Raw genomic sequence first — 16,906 nt, forward strand, 5'->3', positions numbered from 1 at the left:
CACCGGGGAGAAGAACCCAGGCGGATCCCGCTACGACCTGCCCCTGCCGCGAGCCTCGGCCTGCTGCTCACGGCCCTGTTCGACGAGGTGGTCGTCGTCGGTCTTGTTGCCCTTGAACTCGACGGCGATACCGTGGAACTCGGTCGCAAGAGCGCGGATGACGCCGCCCAGCCCGAGCGAGGAGTGTTCCCTGGGCAGTTCGGGCACGACGGCGATCCCCCCACCATCCGCCCGGTCAGCGCCGGCGCCGTACGACACCGCGTGGTGGTCGGCGAGATGGCCGGTGGTGTGCCGGACGCAGAGGGCAGCCACCTCGCGGGCATGCGCGTGCATCACCGAGTGAGCTGCTCCCTCGATCTCGACGACGGCGGAGTCGCTGAACAGTTCACCCAGGGCTGCCACCCACGGGCGGGGACAGACGGCGTCGAGCTCGCCGCGGATGATGAGCGTCGACGTCGTGACCTGTGGCGCAGCGCGCTCGATCGGGTACGTCATCATCTGCGGAAGGATCTTGAAGAACCAGTCGAACCCGCACGTCAGATACGCGACGACGGCGAGGAACGTGACGCGGAACGGCTCGTGCAGGCTCGAGTGGACGAAACGCAGGGCCTGGACCGGCACGGAGCGTGCGGACGCGTCGATGACGGGGCTGATGAGGACGAGGCTCGACAGCCCCGGGCGGATGGCCGCGAGCTCCGCGCAGATCTGCGCACCCATGGAGTGACCGACGACGATCGGGTCGTCGAGACCGAGCTCGTCGATGGCGGCGCTGACGAGCTCCGCGAACTCCCTGATCGAGAGAGCCTTGCGCGCGTGCGGGACGCCGCCGAAGCCCGGGAGATCGAGTGCGTAGACGGGACCGAACTGCCGGAGGTGGGGTGCGAGCTGCTCGAAGTAGTGCGAGGACACCCCGATGCCCGGGACCAGGACGAAGGCCCGTTCGCCCGGGTCTCCGACGGATGTGGCGCGAGCCCACAGGTCGTTCCGGTGGATTCTCTGCACCGTGATGTCCGGGCCGCTGTCCGATCCCCCCAAAGTAGCCACGCCCCATTCTCATGCTGGACCCCACGAAAGCTCCAATCGGGCCCGCCATGCACCCAGCAGCGCTCCCGAACGAACCCACATCACAGGGTCTCGGACGTCGGTGCAGCGCCTGCGGATGATGTATCCACTTCGGTGTGGGACGCGCTCCTGACGCAGCGCACTGGTTGTAGCCTTGCCGAAGTGGGCCTCATGCCCGGCAACCGTCGAAGGAGCCTTATGCCACGCTCAACGCCCCTCGTGGGACTCGCCCTTGCGGTCCTCCTCGCCCTGAGCGCCTGCTCCTCCTCCGGGGACGACACGTCGACGGAGCCGGCACCAGCCGGCGCGAGCACCGCGCCCGCAGCTGATGCCGCGAATAGTGAGCCGGCAGCTGACGCCACGAGCGCCTCCCCTGCGACTGACACGGCATCGGCGACTGCCGCCCCGACCCAGGGCGACGGCGCGGGCACCTACTCCTCCGCCGAGCTCACTGCCATCCTCGAGACGGTGCAACTGCCCGAGGGCTCGGCAGTGCAGGTTCTTCCCACGGACGAGCTCGAGCAGAGCATGGGTCTTGCCCGCGAATTCCTCAGCTCCGTCGAGATCACGCCCGAGGAATGCAACGTGTTCGTGGAGAACTCCCTGGAATCCCCCGAGGGCGCAGGCTATGCCGCCGGAGTGGTGGACGCCGATGGCGATGCCATCCAGACCATCATCTCGGTCGCCTCCTCGTCGGATAAGGCGTTCACCGAGGATCGCATCCAGGCCTCGTCCGACGCCCTGGATGCCTGCTCGTCCTTCAGCATCGAGGCACAGGGCATCACCATCGATCAGGAGGTCCAGCGACTCGAGACGACGACGGAGGCGGACAGGAGCTTCGGCACCCTCACCTCGCAGTCGGTGGAGGGTGCGCAGCAGCAGACCATGACCGTCCTCGGCGTCAGCGGCGATCTCGCGGTGACGGCAGTCAGGACGGGTCTCGGTTCGGTGCCGGAAGGCTCCCAGGGCGAACTCGAGGACCTGATCGACGCCACGCTCGCAGCAGCCCGGTAGGAGTGACCGAGGGACAGGGAACGACGGAGGGCAACACAATGAACGAACCGGACTGGATCCAGCACGCCATCTGGTGGCAGGTCTATCCGCTGGGCTTCGTGGGAGCGGAGAAGACGACGACCACGGAACCCGCCGCACCGCACCGCCTGCTGGACCTCGTGCCGTGGCTCGACTACGCCGTCGAACTCGGGGCCTCGGGGATCGCGCTCGGCCCCGTCTTCGCCGCCGAGACGCACGGCTACGACACCACCGACTACTTCGCCATCGACCCGAGACTCGGCACACTCGAGGATCTCGACACGCTGGTCGCCGAGGCGCACCGGCGCGGACTGCGGATCCTGCTCGACGGCGTCTTCAACCACGTGGGGCGCTCCTTCGGGCCCTTCCAGCAGGTGCTCACCGAGGGACCCGGCGCAGACACGGCGACATGGTTCACGCTCGACTGGCCCGACGGCGCCGCACCCGGCGTCGAGCCCGGGTACCGCGACTTCGAGGGCCACCACCACCTCGTGGCGCTGAACCACGCGGAGCCCGCCGTGGCCGACTTCGTCGTCGAGGTCATGCAGTTCTGGCTGGACCGCGGCGCCGACGGCTGGCGGCTCGATGCGGCGTACGCCGTCCCGTCCACCTTCTGGGCCGGCGTGACGTCGCGCGTGCGGGCGGCGCACCCGGACGCCTACTTCGTCGGCGAGTACATCCACGGCGACTACGCGGCCGAGGTCACGGCCGGTGGGCTCGACTCCGCTACCCAGTACGAGCTGTGGAAGGCCATCTGGAGTTCGCTCAACGACGCGAACTTCTTCGAGCTTGCAGCCGCCCTCGAGCGGCACACCGCGCTCCTGGCCTCCTTCGCGCCGCTGACCTTCGTCGGCAACCACGACGTCACGCGCATCAGCAGCAGGCTCGACGACGCCGCACTGCTGCCGCTCGCGCTCGTCATCCTCTTCACGGTCGGCGGCACACCGTCCGTGTACTACGGGGACGAGCAGGGGTACCGCGGCATCAAGGAGGACAGGGCAGGGGGCGACGACGACGTCCGGCCGTTGTTCCCGGCGTCACCGGGCGACCTCTCCGCAATCGGGCAGCCCGTCTTCGCGGTGCATCAGGAGCTCATCGGACTCCGGCGTCGCCATGCCTGGCTGCACCGGGCGACGACGGAGATCCTGCAGCTCTCCAACGAGGTCCTCTCCTACCGGGCGGGCGCTGGCAGTGGTTCGCTCGTGGTGGCGCTCAACCTCTCCGACAGTGAGCAGCGCGTCGACGCCGGAGGTGCCTCCTCGCTGCTGGGCGGGCACGCATCGCTCGACGGCGGCGTCGTCGTACTGCCGCCGAAGGGCTGGGCCGTCCTGGACTGAGAACCGGCGTCAACTGTGCCCCGCGATACTCGACCGCCGGGGCGTCAAGAGGATAATGGACGGACACCGAACGCGGAGGGGACTCATGAGCCAGGACGAGCCGGGCACGGACCCGGGTACTTTCACGCCCTGGCCGCGCCCGATCCCGCTGGATGTCCTCAGCGGCGTCAAGAAGGTGCTGCTCGTGGCGGTGATCCTGGTGGGCGTCCATCAGCTGTTCCCGGCCACGAGTATCGGTTCCTCGCTCAGCAGTACGTTCACCCTGCTGGTGGTGCTCTCGTGGCTCGGGCCGGTCGGTCGCCTGCTGGCGACGAAGCGGTGGACCAGGAAGTCCGCCGAGGAGTGAACGGCCCGCCCTCGTTCAGCGGGTAGGCGAACCGCCGTCAACGGGAATCGTGTGCCCGTGGATGAAGGAGGCGTCGTCGCTGGCGAGGAAGCACACGGCGCGTGCAATCTCCATGGGCTCCCCGTAGCGGCCGGCCGGCGCCTGCATGGTGAGATCGTAGAACGGGAAGTCGGGCGTGATCTCCGCGCCCTCGAATGCCGCGGTCTTGATGACACCCGGGCCTATACCGACGGCGCGGATGCCCTGGTGGCCGTAGTCGTAGGAGATCTGCTTGGTCAGGCCGATCACACCATGCTTCGCCGTCGTGTACTCGGCGCCGACCTCACTGGCGACCACGCCGGAGGCCGAGGAGACATTGATGACCACGCCCGCACCGCGTTCGAGCATCGACGGCAGAACTCCCTTCGTCACGAGGAAGACGCCCTTGAGGTCGACGTCCATGATCTTCTCCCACTGGCTCGTCTCGATCTCGAGCAGCGGGAGGTAGGCGCCGAAGATACCCGCGTTGTTGATCAGGACATCGATACGGCCGAATGCCTCGAGCGCGGTATCGACCATCGCCTTGACGGAGTCTTCGTCGACGACGTCGACGGCGATCCCGACTGCCTCTCCTCCTGCAGCCCTGACCTCTTCGGCAGTGGCATCAGCGCGTTCCTGGGTGAGGTCGGCGACGATGATCTTCGAGCCCTCCTTGGCGAGCTCGGTGCACATCACCTGGCCCAGGCTCGAACCTGACTGGTCCTGGCCGTGGCCCCCGCCGGTCACCAGAACCACTTTGTCCTTCAGTCCACGCATGTGCATCTCCCTGGGAGTCGATGAAATCCTGCTCACTACGCCCTCGTCAGTCCGGCGGGGCACGTGGTGTGGACCATAGCGGTAGTCGTCTGGTCGGTGCAATCCCTGGAGAAGTCAGTGTGCCCGCCGCGATGCACGCTGATGGGGACCAGGACGCAATCGTCCAAGAGGCGGTTGGACAAAGGGTGATCAGAATTTCGTATTCAAGGACGGCCACTGATCCGGCATGTTGGGTGGCACGCGATGCTCACCAGATGCGCAGATCATGATCTCAGCTTCGTTCAAGAAAGCGAGGTTTTGGCCTCAGCTCAATCGTCCAGACGGTGTCTGGACGATTGGTTCCGACTCGTTCCAGTCCGCCGCGAAGGAGTGCATGCTGTAGAGGGCGGCGTCGTACCGGGCCGAACTCGACCGCCTGCGCGTGCACCTTGCCGGTAAGCTCGGGCCGGTACCGGCGAGGACAGGCAAGGCCGCCGAGTGGTATCGGGTCGCGACGGAGACCGAGGCGTACCGGAACAAGTACAACATCGGCGCCCACGAAACCGCCGTGGTCCCGAAGCAGTACCGGCAGGACCCGTCGCCCAACTACTGGTCGCCCGTGCGAGCGCCCTGCACGAGCACAGTGCCCTCACGGAAAAGGCATCGATCAGCGCGCAGCAGACCCGGCAGCGGGCCGATGAGGCCGCGAGCAGGGAACGTATCGCGCGGGAGCAGGCCGCCAACCAGCGGGTCAGGACCGGTTCCTCCCCCGACGTGCCGCCTCCAGCGACCAGCTCCCGGAACCGCAGCAGCGCGAAGCGCGGATCGTGGACTCCATCGGACCCGAGACCCCGGCCACCAAGGAGGAGAAAGACATGGCCGTGGTCGAGCGTGTCCTGGCCCGACACCGCGCCACCACCGCAGCAGCGGTAGACCCCTCTAACCGACTAGCTCTGGTACTTGCACAAGCGCCGTGGCTGGATGCCGTGCCGAGAAGATGAGGAGATGACGACCTCCAGGATCGCCCTGGCTGATGACTGCGGGACGACCTTGCAGGCGTTGAAGGACCGGGTGCGCGAAGCCCGTCACCGGGTCCAGCGAACGGTCAACGCGCAGCTGATCGAGCTGTACAGGACGCAATTGTCCAGCAGCCTGTTGGACAATTGCCGTGGGGTCATGTCATCACCCTGTTGGACAAGCTCGATGACAGCAAAACCCGCGCTGGTATGCCGCTGCAGCCGTAAAGTACGGGTGGTCCCGGAACGTGTTGATAAACAAGTCCATGGAGCGCACCGGGACCGCGCCGTCGAACTTCACACGCAGTCTGCCCTCGCCCGAGTCGGGGCTGGCTCAGCAGAGCGCCAAAGATCCCTACGCCTTCGAGTTCCTCGGACTATCTGGAGATGTCGCCGAGCGAGACCTCGAGCAGGCCCTCATGGACCGCATCGTCGATACCTTGCGCGAGCTTGGCCCTGGGTTCGCGTTCGTGGGCCGACAGGTGCACTTCGACGTCGAGGGCGACGATTTCTACATCGACCTGTCGTTCTTCCATGTCGAGCAATTGCGCTACATCGCGATCGAGCTCAAGACCGGTACGTTCCAGCCCGAGTACGTCGGAAAGCTCACCTTCTACGTCGCCCTGGTCGACGACAAGCTCCGACGTGAGACCCACGCCGACACCATCGGGATCCTCATCTGCGGCGCCGAGAACGACCACACCGTCCGCTACGCCCTTGGAGGATCAGACTCACCGATGGCCGTCTCGACCTACACGTACGAGAACCTCCCGGCAGCGGAACGACAAGCCCTGCCGGCAGCCGACGAGCTCACCGCCGCCTTCGACCAGATCGGTTCAAACGACATCGGGGAGTAGGTTCGTCAACCTCATAGTGATATAACGATGACCATCGGCCTGAAGTTCGGCTATACATTAGCCGAACTATTGGCCAATATAGTGGGATGAGAACAGTCCCCCTGAGCGAAGCGAAAGACAAGCTCTCGTCTCTTGTCGACGAGGCCGATAAGACGCACGAGATCATTCAGATCACCCGACACGGGCATCCGGCGGCGGTCCTGATGTCCGCTGACGATCTGGAGTCACTCCAGGAAACCATCTACTGGCTGTCTCAGCCTGACATCAGAGACGATCTGGCCCAGGCCGAACGCAACATCACCGAAGGCGCAACAGTCAGCGGTGATGACCTGCGTCGTGAATTCGGACTGCCGCCGAAGTGAGCGATACGCCCTCAGAGGATCGGGCGGGTGATCCTGGTGCTTGGAACGTCGAAGTCACCGGTCCTGCGCTGAGTTGGTTCCGCCAGCTCCCCGAGAAGGCTGCGGCCGCGATCGTCGAATTCGTCACCGGGCCCCTAGCCGACAACCCGCGCCGGCTCAGCAAGCCCCTCACAAACGAACTCCTCGGACTGCGCACCGCGCGTCGTGGTGACTATCGGGTGCTGTTCACCCTCGATCCTGAACAGCACGTCCTGTATGTCCACCGCATCGAACATCGCTCGAGCGTATACAAGGCCCGGTAGCCCCACTGCTACCGGCGTGGATGAGCACCGCGCACAGCACGACCGCGCCCACGATCCCGAACAACACCACGAAGGAACTGTTCGCCGGGTCCCTCATCGGGTCACACTCGCCTGCGCCGCAGCCCACGCCTCATTGGTGTCATGGACCCTGTGCTCACCGGGGGTCAGTCTGACCCGGAACGGGATGCCCGGTCCGGCCCCGGTCTTGAGCATGAACCGCCCCAACCCGGGCGACCAGCACACGGTCTGCACCACGGTGCGCAGATCCGTCTGGGAATCGTCGATCGCGGAGGTGTCGAAGTCCGTCGAGGGCTACTCTGCAGCAGCGGGGTCCAGCCGCAGCACGCGGTCGTCTTCGGGACCGGGGGCCCCGCGGCCGTCGGTGTTGTTGGTCAGCACCCAGAGCGACCCGTCCGGCGCGACGACGACGTCGCGCAGCCGCCCTTGCTCGCCGACCAGGTACTCGGTCGAGGCGGAAATGTCATCCAGCGGAACCTCACGCAGCCGCTCGCCACGCAGATTCGCGACCCAGATGCTGCCGTCAGCGATCGCCATACCGCTGGGACTGGCATCTGACGGAGCCCACTGCTGCACGGGATCCACGAAGCGGTCGTCGCCGGCCATGCCCTCCACGACGGGCCAGCCGTAGTTCCGGCCAGCCTCGATGACGTTGAGCTCGTCCCAGGTGTCCTGCCCGAACTCGGACGCGTACATCGTGCCGTCGTCGTCCCACGCCAGGCCCTGCGGATTGCGGTGACCGTAGCTGTGCACCGGGGAACCCTCGAACGGATTGCCCTTCGGGACGTCGCCGTCCGGTGTGAGACGCAGGATCTTGCCCGACAGTGAATCGCGGTCCTGAGCCGCTTCGCCGTTCCCGGCGTCGCCCACCGTGATGTAGAGCATCCCGTCGGGCCCGAAGGCGATCCGTCCCCCGTTGTGAATTCGCGCGGAGGCAATTCCGTCCAGGATGGTCTCCGGCTCACCGAGGCCCAGCGAGCCCGGTGCCCCGGTCAGTTCGTAGCGTTCCACGCGATTCTCGTCATCGGCGCTGAAGTAGGCGTACAGGTAATCGTCGTTGACGGCGATGCCGAGCAGTCCGCCCTCGCCCATCGGCATTGACGCGTCGATCGTTCCGATCTCGCGCTGCTGCCCGTCGTCCGTGAGTTCGAGGATCCGGCCCGAGTCCCGCTCACTGATCAGCGCGGTGTCCCCGTCGAACGCGATCGACCATGGCGCGTCGAGACCTGATGCAATGGTCGAGACGTCCACCTCGCCCGCACGCACAGAGGACGACGCGTTCGGCTGCGTCGACGAGGACTGTTCGGGGTTCGTCGTGCACCCGGCCAGCAAGGCCATCGTCAGCACCGAAATGAGCACAGTGACCGAGCTGCGATCTGCCAGGAAAGACATTCTCATGGCGCTCTTTCCGTCGAGGTAGGAGGTACCGCGGGACAGCGTCCGTCTACTGGGTACACGCTAGACAACCGGCGCCGCACGTGGAAGCCCCTCTGTGCAACCACTGGATAGACGTCAGCTTCCACGTCCTTCATGTGAGGCGTGTCCTGGGTCACGGTAGACAAAGGACTCGGCCGCGCTGGAGCGGCACACGGCCGAGACTATCTACTCGAACCACGACGATTCGGCCGCTCACCTCTACAAGGGCGGGTAGTGCGTCGTCGGCTTGGCGCGCAGTTCAGATGCAACGACACCAGGATCGAAGCATGCACCTACTCTACGGACGACGACGGTTCATGCTCTAGTTCCGATTCAACCCGTGCCGGCGTGTATCGAGCGCAACTTTGAAGTGACTCTCGGTGGCGTCTATCGCCTGCGTCGGTGTCGACGGGTCGAGCACACGAAGAAGCGAGAAGCGGAAATTCTTCGGATCGAGACCGCGGAGCTCGACATTGCCACCGTGCCCGTTGGCCGCGTAGGCATTCCACCGCTGTCGGATGCTCTCCGCGCCGTCCGCCTTCCCGACGTAGTGGCGTCCATCGCGGGTATCGGTGATGAGGTAGATGCCGATCACGGACGCAAGCGCTGTGCGCCACGACGCGTACCGATTCTCTCGCATGACCGCCTGGAGCTGCACATAATCCAGAACGAGGCGGTCAAAGCCCGGGAACGGCACGGGCTCTGCATCAGCGATGCCCACGACCGGATAGCTCGCCGCAGTGGTGGCCCGCATCCACCAGGCGCGAGGCGATCGCCACCTGACCACCAGCCGATTCCGGAGATCGGCCAGGTGCTCCGACTCGACGAGGTCGAAGGTCCGACGCACCCTGTCACTGGAGAGCTCTCCGCGATTCTCCACGACGGACCAGAGACGCGCCTGATTGCCGCCTTCTCGGATGAAGACCACCCAGAAGCGAGGTGGAACTGCCGGGAATCGCTGCGTGTTCGCGGACTGGTTGCGCGTGTACTCGAGGATCTCGGCATTGGTCGAGTCCGCATGGATACCCTGCAGGGCGCCGTCCTCGTGCTCCCGTACATACGCATGCCGGATCACCAGCGCATCAGGGAACTCGATGCCCGCGTCGAGCAGAACCGGGCCGAACGTCAGTGCCATCAGTAGAGCTCGTCTTCTCGTGTTGTTGTCCAGCGCCACAACCGAACTCTCGGGAGGCACACAATGATCCGATCGGATGACCGCCCTTCTACGTGAGGGGCACCATCGGGGTTCGCGCGACGACCACCTTGAACAGATTCAGGGGAAGTCCTGCACCGGCGAGGAACTGCGATCATCGATGCCTGTGCCGTTGACCACCACACTGCTCGAGCGAGCCTCGAGGGAAGCGCGAGAGGACGCCCGGGAGGTGATCTGCTCGTACCGCGGAGTTTGTGCCCTTGCACCTGCCGATGTCAGGTGTTCTAGTACGTCTTCACTTGTGGAGCTTAGGGGAATCGAACCCCTGACCTTTTCATTGCGAACGAAACGCTCTACCAACTGAGCTAAAGCCCCGGATACTGCCCACCACACTGTACCCACGAGGACGGCCTGGCCCCAAGTCGCTGTGCCGCGCCGCAGCCCGGTCGTGGTGTCGGACGCCGGGCGTAGTCTTTCTCCATGTCCAGCAACACCCGTGCGAAGACCCCTGCTGTGGCGCAGGATGACGACATCCGGCCCTGGCCCGCGCTCTGGTCGCTCGTCATCGGCTTCTTCATGATCCTCGTCGACTCCACCATCGTCTCCGTCGCAACACCCGCCATCATGGAGGGGCTCGGCGCCGGCATCAACAGCGTCATCTGGGTGATCAGCGCCTATCTGCTGGCCTACGCCGTCCCGCTGCTGGTGACCGGCCGGCTCGGCGACCGGTTCGGCCCGAAGCGGATCTACCTCATAGGACTGGTGGTCTTCACCCTCTCCAGTGCGTGGTGCGGGCTCGCCGGGTCCGTGGAGGTGCTCATCTTCGCCCGCGTGCTGCAGGGGCTCGGCGCCGCGCTCATGACACCGCAGACCATGTCCGTCATCACCCGGATCTTCCCGCCCGAGCGCCGCGGCACCGCCATGGGTCTGTGGGGTTCGGTGGCCGGGGTCGCCACGCTCGTGGGTCCGGTGCTGGGCGGACTGCTCGTGGACTCGGCCGGCTGGGAATGGATCTTCTACATCAACGTGCCCGTCGGCGTCGTGGGCTTCATCCTCGCCGCGCGTCTCGTGCCGACCCTGCCGACGACGTCGCACCGTTTCGACATGCTCGGGGTGTTCCTCAGTGCCGCCGGACTCTTCTGCCTCGTCTTCGGCATCCAGGAGGGCGAGACCTACAACTGGGGCACCATCGCCGGCCCGCTCTCCGTCTGGTCGCTGATCATCGCCGGCATCGTGCTGCTCATCGCCTTCGTGATCTGGCAGCGGATCAACAAGGGGGAGCCACTACTTCCGCTCAGGCTCTTCAGGGACCGCAACTTCTCCCTGGCCAACACCTCCATCACCGCCATGGGGTTCTCCATCACCACCATGACGCTGCCCCTGATGCTCTACGCGCAGACGGTCCGCGGACTCTCCCCCACCCAGGCGGCACTCCTGCTGACGCCGATGGCCGTCATCTCGGGAGTCCTCGCTCCCTTCGTCGGCAGATTCGTCCAGCGGAGCAATCCGAAGTACCTGGCCGTGGCCGCGTTCGCGGGGATGTCCGGTGCCCTCTTCTGGCTGGGCTCCATCCTCACCACGGACGTACCGCTCTGGATGCTCCTGCTGCCGGTCTCCCTCCTGGGTCTGTCGAGCGCGGGGATCTGGGCACCGGTGTCCCTGACCGCCACCCGCAATCTCGCGCCCTCGCTCGCCGGGGCCGGCTCCGGCGTCTACAACACCACCCGGCAGATGGGCGCGGTGCTCGGCAGCGCTGCCATCGCCGCGACCATGCAGTCACGCCTGATGACCAATCTGGGCGGAGGCGCCGTCAGCACCACTCCGGACGTGGATCTGCCCGACGAGGCGCGGGCCGCCTACGCCCTGTCGATGGGCCAGTCGCTGTATCTTCCGGCCACCGTCATCATCATCGGCTTCATCGCCGCCCTCTTCTTCGCGAAGCCGCAGCAGAATCGCATCTGGGAGCAGGACGCCGGCTCGGCCGGGAGGAAGGACTCCGCGCAGGAAAAGGCAACCGACTCCTCACCTGTTGCCTCGGAGAACTACCGGTAGGCTGCTGTCATGGCCGATGAGACGCAGGACACACAGGAACCGCTGAAGGATTCGCAGCAGGGCGGCGGGCAGATGCAGGCCAAGGAGGTCTCCGACGACTTCGCGGTCCGCGAGCACACGTCGTCCTCCGGCCTGAAGTACACGACGACCACAGGGCGCCTCGTCCTGCGCCGCGAGGAGACCAAGGACGGAAAGGCCGACGGCTTCAAGCCCAAGGCCGAGATCTTCGTCGTCGCCTACACCAAGCAGGACGCCGAGCCGGGCCGCCCGGTCACGTTCGCCTTCAACGGCGGGCCGGGGTCGGCCTCCGTGTGGCTGCACCTCGGCCTGCTCGGCCCGCGTCTGGTGGACTCCGGCGACGTCGGCTCCATGACACCGGCGCCCTTCGGCCTGGTCGACAACCCGGACAGCCTGCTCGAATCCAGCGACCTGGTCATGATCGACCCGGTCAACACGGGCTTCTCACGCGTGGTCGAGGGCGAGAAGGCCGACGAGTTCCACGCCTTCGTCGAGGACAGGGACCTCGTCGCCGAGGTGATCCGGCTCTGGACCACCCGTAACAACCGCTGGCTCTCCCCCAAGTACCTCGTGGGCGAATCCTACGGAACGCTCCGGGCCGTCGCGGTGGCCGGGCGCCTGTTCGACGCGTACGGCATGGCCGTCAACGGGCTCGGCCTCATCTCCACCGTGCTCAACATGTCCACGCTGCGCTTCTTCCCGGGCAGCGATCTGCCCTACGCCCTGCATCTGCCCACCTACGCCGCCATCGCGCACTTCCACGGTCGGCACGGCGAGCGCGAGCTGGCCGACGTCGTGCGCGAGGCCGAGGACTACGCCGCCCGCGACTTCGGCTACGCACTGACGCAGGGTAACCGGCTGAGCGCCGAGGAGTACGACGACGTCGTCGCCCGCCTCAACGCCATCACCACGCTCGACGAGGACTTCATCCGCCGGACGAATTTCCGCTGGGCCTACCATGAGTTCGCCGCCGAACTGCTGCGCTCCGAGGGCCTGGCCGTGGGCCGCATCGACGGCCGGTTCGCAGCGCGGCCCGAGAATCGCCAGGCCTCCGACGCGTTCGACGACCCGAGCCTCCGCGCCATCACGGGCCCCTACTCGGCGGCCATGAACCACTACGTCCGGGCGGAGCTCGGCTACGAGAACGATCTGCCCTACGAGATCCTGACCGCGCGCGTCCAGCCGTGGAGCTACCGCACCTTCGAGGGCGCGCCGGTGGACGTCTCGGGTGTCCTGGAGCGGCTCATGGTTCACAACCCGATGCTGCGCGTGCACGTGGATTACGGCTACCACGACGGCGCGACCCCGCATTTCGCGGCCGAGTACGTCTGGGCACACATGGACCTCGACGACGCCGCCCGCGCCCGCTTCACGCATCACTATCACGAGGCCGGGCACATGATGTACCTCAACCCGCAGGCCAGGGATGCACAACTGAGCGCACTGCGGGCCTTCGTCTCCCCAGCAGGATCCCGACAGGAACAACCGTAGGATGGGAGGACCGGCTGCAGCAGTTGCCGGGCCCGAACAGAAGGACACACCATGTTGAGAAGAATCCTCTGGGCAGTGGTGCCCCTCGTCGCCTCCCGCGTCATGAGGAAGCGTCGCGGCGGGCAGCAGCCCGGTCGCAACGGCAAGCGCAACTGACGCGCACGCGATTACCGACGGCAGCGGACTGCAGAGTCTGATCATGGCCATCCGGGACGACGCCGGCTTCGCCGACCTCCGCTCCTATGCCGCCATCGGGGACGGCCGGACGGTCGCCCTCGTGGCGCTCGACGGCTCCATCGATTGGTATCCGACCCCGGACCTCGACTCCACACCGGCTTTCGCGCGCCTGCTGGATGCACGCGAGGGGTTCCTGGCGCTGGCGCCCTCGACGAGCTACGCCGTGGAGCGCCGCTACGTGGACGGCACGAACGTCCTCGAGACGACCTACACCACCGATAACGGAGCCGTCCGCGTCACGGACTCGCTGAACACGGGTGTGGCTGGTCGGCTGCCCTGGGGTGAGCTCGCCCGTCGCATCGACGGCCTGAGCGGATCGGTGGACATGGCCTGGAGCATCATGCCGGGTTCGTGCTTCGGAACGGCCTCCGCCTGGCTCGATGGCGAACCCGACCACCCCATCCTCCGCATCAACGGAATCGGGCTCGGAATCCGCGGCATCGACCACGGGCAGCACCCGCCAACAGGTCAGACGGTCGAGGGCAGCTTCACCACGTCCGAGGGATCGCGGCACCTGGTGGCCGTCGTGTCCACCCACGACGAACCGCTCCCCCTCCCCGACGCGCAGACCATCGACGACGGCGTCGACCGCACCATCCGGAACTGGCAGGTATGGTCCGACACCGTTGCCTACACGGGTGCCTACCGCCACGCGGTCCTGCGCAGCGCCTTGGCCCTCAAACTGCTGCTGCACAGCCCCTCGGGTTCCATCGCTGCTGCCGCGACAACATCCCTGCCGGAAAGTGCGGCCGGCGGAAAGAACTGGGACTACCGCTACGCGTGGGTCCGGGACACCGCCTACACCCTCCACGCGCTCACGAGGGTGGGCCTCCGTGAGGAAGTACATGCCGCCGTCTCCTGGATGCTGAAGAACCTGCGCTCCCAGGGCTCGGACCTGGAGGTGTTCACGCATCTCAATGGCGACACCCCGGAGGGCACACGCCATCCGGACCTCACCGGCTGGAGGAACATCGGCCCGGTGGTGGACGGCAACGGTGCGGCGGGCCAACTGCAGCTGGGCGTCTTCGGCGATCTGTTCGACATCGTCTGGGAGTACGTCCAGTCCGGGCATGTGCTGGACCCCACTACCATGCGGCAGCTCGCCGGGATCGCCGATCTCACCTGCGACATCTGGCACAACCGCGACGCCGGGATCTGGGAACTACCGGAGGAACGGCACTACGTCTCCTCGAAGCTGGGCTGCTGGAACGCGCTGAAGTGCGCCGTCCTGCTCGCGGAGCACGGTCAGCTCCAGGGCCCTGTTGAGCGGTGGGCCACCGAACGCGACCGCATCAGCGCCTGGGTCAACGAGAACGGGTGGTCCGAGGAGCGGCAGAGCTACGTCTGGTACCCGGGCTCCACCGACCTCGACGCCTCGGTTCTCCTGCACGCGACGAGCGGCTTCGACACCGGACCCCGCATGTCCGCCACGATCGACGCGATCCGCGATGAACTCGGGTCCGGCCCGCTCATCTACCGCTACAGCGGTATGCAGCAGGAGGAGGCCAGCTTCGTGGCCTGTGCCTACTGGGCGGTGTCCGCACTCGCGGCGGTCGGTCGTCGCGACGAAGCCGTGGAGCTCATGGAGCAGCTGCTTCCCCTGGCCAACGACGTCGGCATGATGTCGGAGATGATCGAGCCCGCCGACAATTCGTTCATGGGCAATGTTCCGCAGGGCCTGAGCCATCTCGCGCTCATCAACGCCGCCCTTGCCATCGCCGGTCCTGCGGACCCCATGACGAGCTGAGCAGGACCCGGCCACCTCGGAGCAGGAGCAGGAGCAGATCAGCTGGTGGTGAAGTAGACCCAGACGCCGATCACCCAGGTGGTTCCGGCGAGGCAGGCGAGCCCCAGCTCCACCAGGATGCCGACGCCGGTGGCCTTCAACGCGTGGAGGCTCGAGGTCAGCGCGGGTCCGGCTCGCCGCTGACGCACGAGTTCGCTCACGAAGAGCCCGGCCGCGAAGCCGACGAACAGGCCCACCACGGGAATCACGAACAGGCCCACGATTCCCGCCAGGGCACCGATGGTCACCGATCTGCCCGGGATCTGCCGCTGTCTGAGCGTACGCCCCGTGAGGACGAGCCCTGCTGCGAGGCCACCGCCGGCAAGCACGGTGCCGATCGCGAAGACCACCCACCCTTCCGTGCTGGCCACGGTGAGTGCCCACACCAGGAGCGAGATGATGATCAGGATGCTGCCGGGCAGGACGGGGACGATCACGCCCGCGATTCCGACGGCGATCAGCGCCCCGCACACCACCGTCATGACCACCTGGAGATCCATGGCTCCAGTCTTGCACCCTGCTCCGCGGGGAGCGTGCGGCCAATCTGCAACGGCTGCGAGCTGAGGACGGCGCGGCAGAGCCTTCGGCTGTCCGGGATGGGGATGGAATACTGTGGGAAACCGAGCAACCTCAGTGAGCCTCAGGGCACCGAGATCAGGAGGACCAGTGAGTACACCAGGAACACGGAACCCGGACGACGACGGCCGGCAGCGGGCTGATACTCCACAGGACCCGACAGAAGCGATGGATCTCGGGCGCTCCAGTAGCGGGTCGAGTACCGTCGGCAGCGCGGGCAGCACTGCAGCGAACGACGACGACGGCGGCGACTACGTTCCGGGGATGTACTCGGACTCCTCGGCCGACACATCACCGACCCGTCAGACGCCCGCCCCGGTCTCCGCCTCGAAAGATACGGACTCTGCCTCGTCCCGCGGGCCCAGGACACAGGAGAACACCCGGGTGGTCCCGGTCACCGTGACCCGGACGTTCGGCGATCCGGGAACCAGAGGCACCGATGACTTCGCGAAGACGCGCACGGCCACTGTCATCGCGGGCGGCCCCAGCGCGGAGGACCGGAAGATCCTCCACCAGCGCGAGAAGGAGCACTTCAGCGGCATGAAGTTCGGCTCGGGGTTCTTCGGGTGGCTCACCGCCACCGGGATGTTCGTGCTGCTCACCGGGGTGATCGGCGCCATCGCGGCGCTCGTGGGTGCGGGCTCCGACCTCTCGACGACGGACATCACGAACGGCTCGGGCGAGGCCCAGACGGCGGGCATCGTCGCAGCCGTCATCTTCGGCGTCGCCCTGCTGATCTCGTACTTCGCGGGTGGTTATGTCGCCGGCCGGATGGCCCGTTTCAGCGGCGCCAAGCAGGGTGTGGCGGTGTGGCTCTGGGCGGTCATCGCGGCCGTGATCATCACCATCATCAGTCTCATCGTCGGGAACCAGACCAATGTCACCGCCGGATTCCGGAACCTGAACCTGCCGTCCATCGCCGATCTCACCGTTCCGGGTCTCATCACCCTGCTCGTCGTCGCGGCGATCGCTCTCCTCGGAGCAGTACTCGGTGGTCTTGCCGGCATGCGCTACCACCGCAGGGTCGACCGGACGGACTACGAGGCCATCGCCCAGCCAGAAACGCGGTGA

At 66.4% G+C, this 16,906-nt stretch carries 15 protein-coding genes and 1 tRNA gene; 10 read left to right on the forward strand and 6 right to left on the reverse strand.

From position 1 onward, the window contains the following. Positions 1-30: 30 nt before the first annotated feature. Positions 31-1,044, reverse strand: coding sequence for an alpha/beta fold hydrolase (locus E8P82_RS01310; protein WP_136452679.1), 1,014 nt, complete (start codon positions 1,042-1,044; stop codon positions 31-33). A gap of 216 nt (positions 1,045-1,260) precedes the next feature. Here E8P82_RS01310 and E8P82_RS01315 point away from each other — a divergent pair, with 216 nt between their 5' ends. From E8P82_RS01315 to E8P82_RS01325, 3 genes are all read left to right on the forward strand, one after another. After that, entirely contained in the window at positions 1,261-2,076 is an 816-nt protein-coding gene (locus E8P82_RS01315) for a hypothetical protein (protein WP_136452680.1), read from the forward strand. Positions 2,077-2,114: 38 nt separating this feature from the next. Beyond that, entirely contained in the window at positions 2,115-3,431 is a 1,317-nt protein-coding gene (locus E8P82_RS01320) for an alpha-amylase family glycosyl hydrolase (RefSeq protein WP_136452681.1), read from the forward strand. An 85-nt stretch (positions 3,432-3,516) separates the two neighbouring features. Beyond that, positions 3,517-3,777, forward strand: a complete 261-nt coding sequence (locus tag E8P82_RS01325) for a hypothetical protein (RefSeq protein WP_136452682.1) — start codon at positions 3,517-3,519, stop codon at positions 3,775-3,777. A 15-nt stretch (positions 3,778-3,792) separates the two neighbouring features. Here E8P82_RS01325 and E8P82_RS01330 read toward each other — a convergent pair whose 3' ends face one another. Next, positions 3,793-4,572 carry an SDR family NAD(P)-dependent oxidoreductase gene (locus E8P82_RS01330; RefSeq protein ID WP_136452683.1) on the reverse strand — a complete coding sequence of 260 codons (780 nt, stop codon included), beginning with the start codon at positions 4,570-4,572 and terminating at the stop codon, positions 3,793-3,795. A 1,261-nt stretch (positions 4,573-5,833) separates the two neighbouring features. On the opposite strand from E8P82_RS01330, the gene E8P82_RS01335 reads away from it, so the two are divergent. From E8P82_RS01335 to E8P82_RS15375, 3 genes are all read left to right on the forward strand, one after another. After that, on the forward strand, positions 5,834-6,424 hold the full coding sequence (locus E8P82_RS01335) for a PDDEXK nuclease domain-containing protein (RefSeq protein ID WP_342773205.1): 591 nt from the start codon (positions 5,834-5,836) through the stop codon (positions 6,422-6,424). A gap of 86 nt (positions 6,425-6,510) precedes the next feature. After that, positions 6,511-6,786 carry a type II toxin-antitoxin system Phd/YefM family antitoxin gene (locus E8P82_RS01340; RefSeq protein ID WP_136452684.1) on the forward strand — a complete coding sequence of 92 codons (276 nt, stop codon included), beginning with the start codon at positions 6,511-6,513 and terminating at the stop codon, positions 6,784-6,786. Then, positions 6,783-7,088, forward strand: coding sequence for a type II toxin-antitoxin system RelE family toxin (locus tag E8P82_RS15375; RefSeq protein WP_281275761.1), 306 nt, complete (start codon positions 6,783-6,785; stop codon positions 7,086-7,088). The genes E8P82_RS01340 and E8P82_RS15375 overlap by 4 nt, the downstream gene beginning before the upstream one ends. A 312-nt stretch (positions 7,089-7,400) precedes the next feature. On the opposite strand, the gene E8P82_RS01350 is transcribed toward E8P82_RS15375, so the two are convergent. The 3 genes from E8P82_RS01350 to E8P82_RS01360 form a co-directional block, all read right to left on the reverse strand. Then, a complete protein-coding gene (locus E8P82_RS01350) occupies positions 7,401-8,498 on the reverse strand; it encodes a PQQ-dependent sugar dehydrogenase (protein WP_211096777.1) in 1,098 nt (365 codons plus the stop codon). A 346-nt stretch (positions 8,499-8,844) separates the two neighbouring features. Continuing rightward, positions 8,845-9,657 (reverse strand): GIY-YIG nuclease family protein, encoded by an 813-nt coding sequence (locus E8P82_RS01355; RefSeq protein WP_136452686.1) that lies wholly within the window; start codon positions 9,655-9,657, stop codon positions 8,845-8,847. 320 nt (positions 9,658-9,977) lie between these two features. Continuing rightward, positions 9,978-10,050 (reverse strand) — tRNA-Ala (locus E8P82_RS01360). 105 nt (positions 10,051-10,155) lie between these two features. On the opposite strand from E8P82_RS01360, the gene E8P82_RS01365 reads away from it, so the two are divergent. From E8P82_RS01365 to E8P82_RS01375, 3 genes are all read left to right on the forward strand, one after another. Further along, complete coding sequence (locus E8P82_RS01365) at positions 10,156-11,727, forward strand: DHA2 family efflux MFS transporter permease subunit (RefSeq protein ID WP_136452687.1); 1,572 nt, start codon at positions 10,156-10,158, stop codon at positions 11,725-11,727. Between the two features lie 9 nt (positions 11,728-11,736). Then, positions 11,737-13,236 carry a S10 family peptidase gene (locus tag E8P82_RS01370; protein WP_136452688.1) on the forward strand — a complete coding sequence of 500 codons (1,500 nt, stop codon included), beginning with the start codon at positions 11,737-11,739 and terminating at the stop codon, positions 13,234-13,236. Between the two features lie 199 nt (positions 13,237-13,435). Then, positions 13,436-15,220 carry a glycoside hydrolase family 15 protein gene (locus E8P82_RS01375; protein WP_136452689.1) on the forward strand — a complete coding sequence of 595 codons (1,785 nt, stop codon included), beginning with the start codon at positions 13,436-13,438 and terminating at the stop codon, positions 15,218-15,220. A 38-nt stretch (positions 15,221-15,258) separates the two neighbouring features. On the opposite strand, the gene E8P82_RS01380 is transcribed toward E8P82_RS01375, so the two are convergent. After that, positions 15,259-15,759, reverse strand: a complete 501-nt coding sequence (locus tag E8P82_RS01380; protein WP_136452690.1) for a DUF456 domain-containing protein — start codon at positions 15,757-15,759, stop codon at positions 15,259-15,261. Between the two features lie 166 nt (positions 15,760-15,925). Here E8P82_RS01380 and E8P82_RS01385 point away from each other — a divergent pair, with 166 nt between their 5' ends. Next, on the forward strand, positions 15,926-16,906 hold the full coding sequence (locus E8P82_RS01385; protein WP_136452691.1) for a hypothetical protein: 981 nt from the start codon (positions 15,926-15,928) through the stop codon (positions 16,904-16,906).

Origin of the sequence: Arthrobacter echini (assembly GCF_004803505.1) — a bacterium.
Taxonomy (GTDB): domain Bacteria; phylum Actinomycetota; class Actinomycetes; order Actinomycetales; family Micrococcaceae; genus Arthrobacter_D; species Arthrobacter_D echini.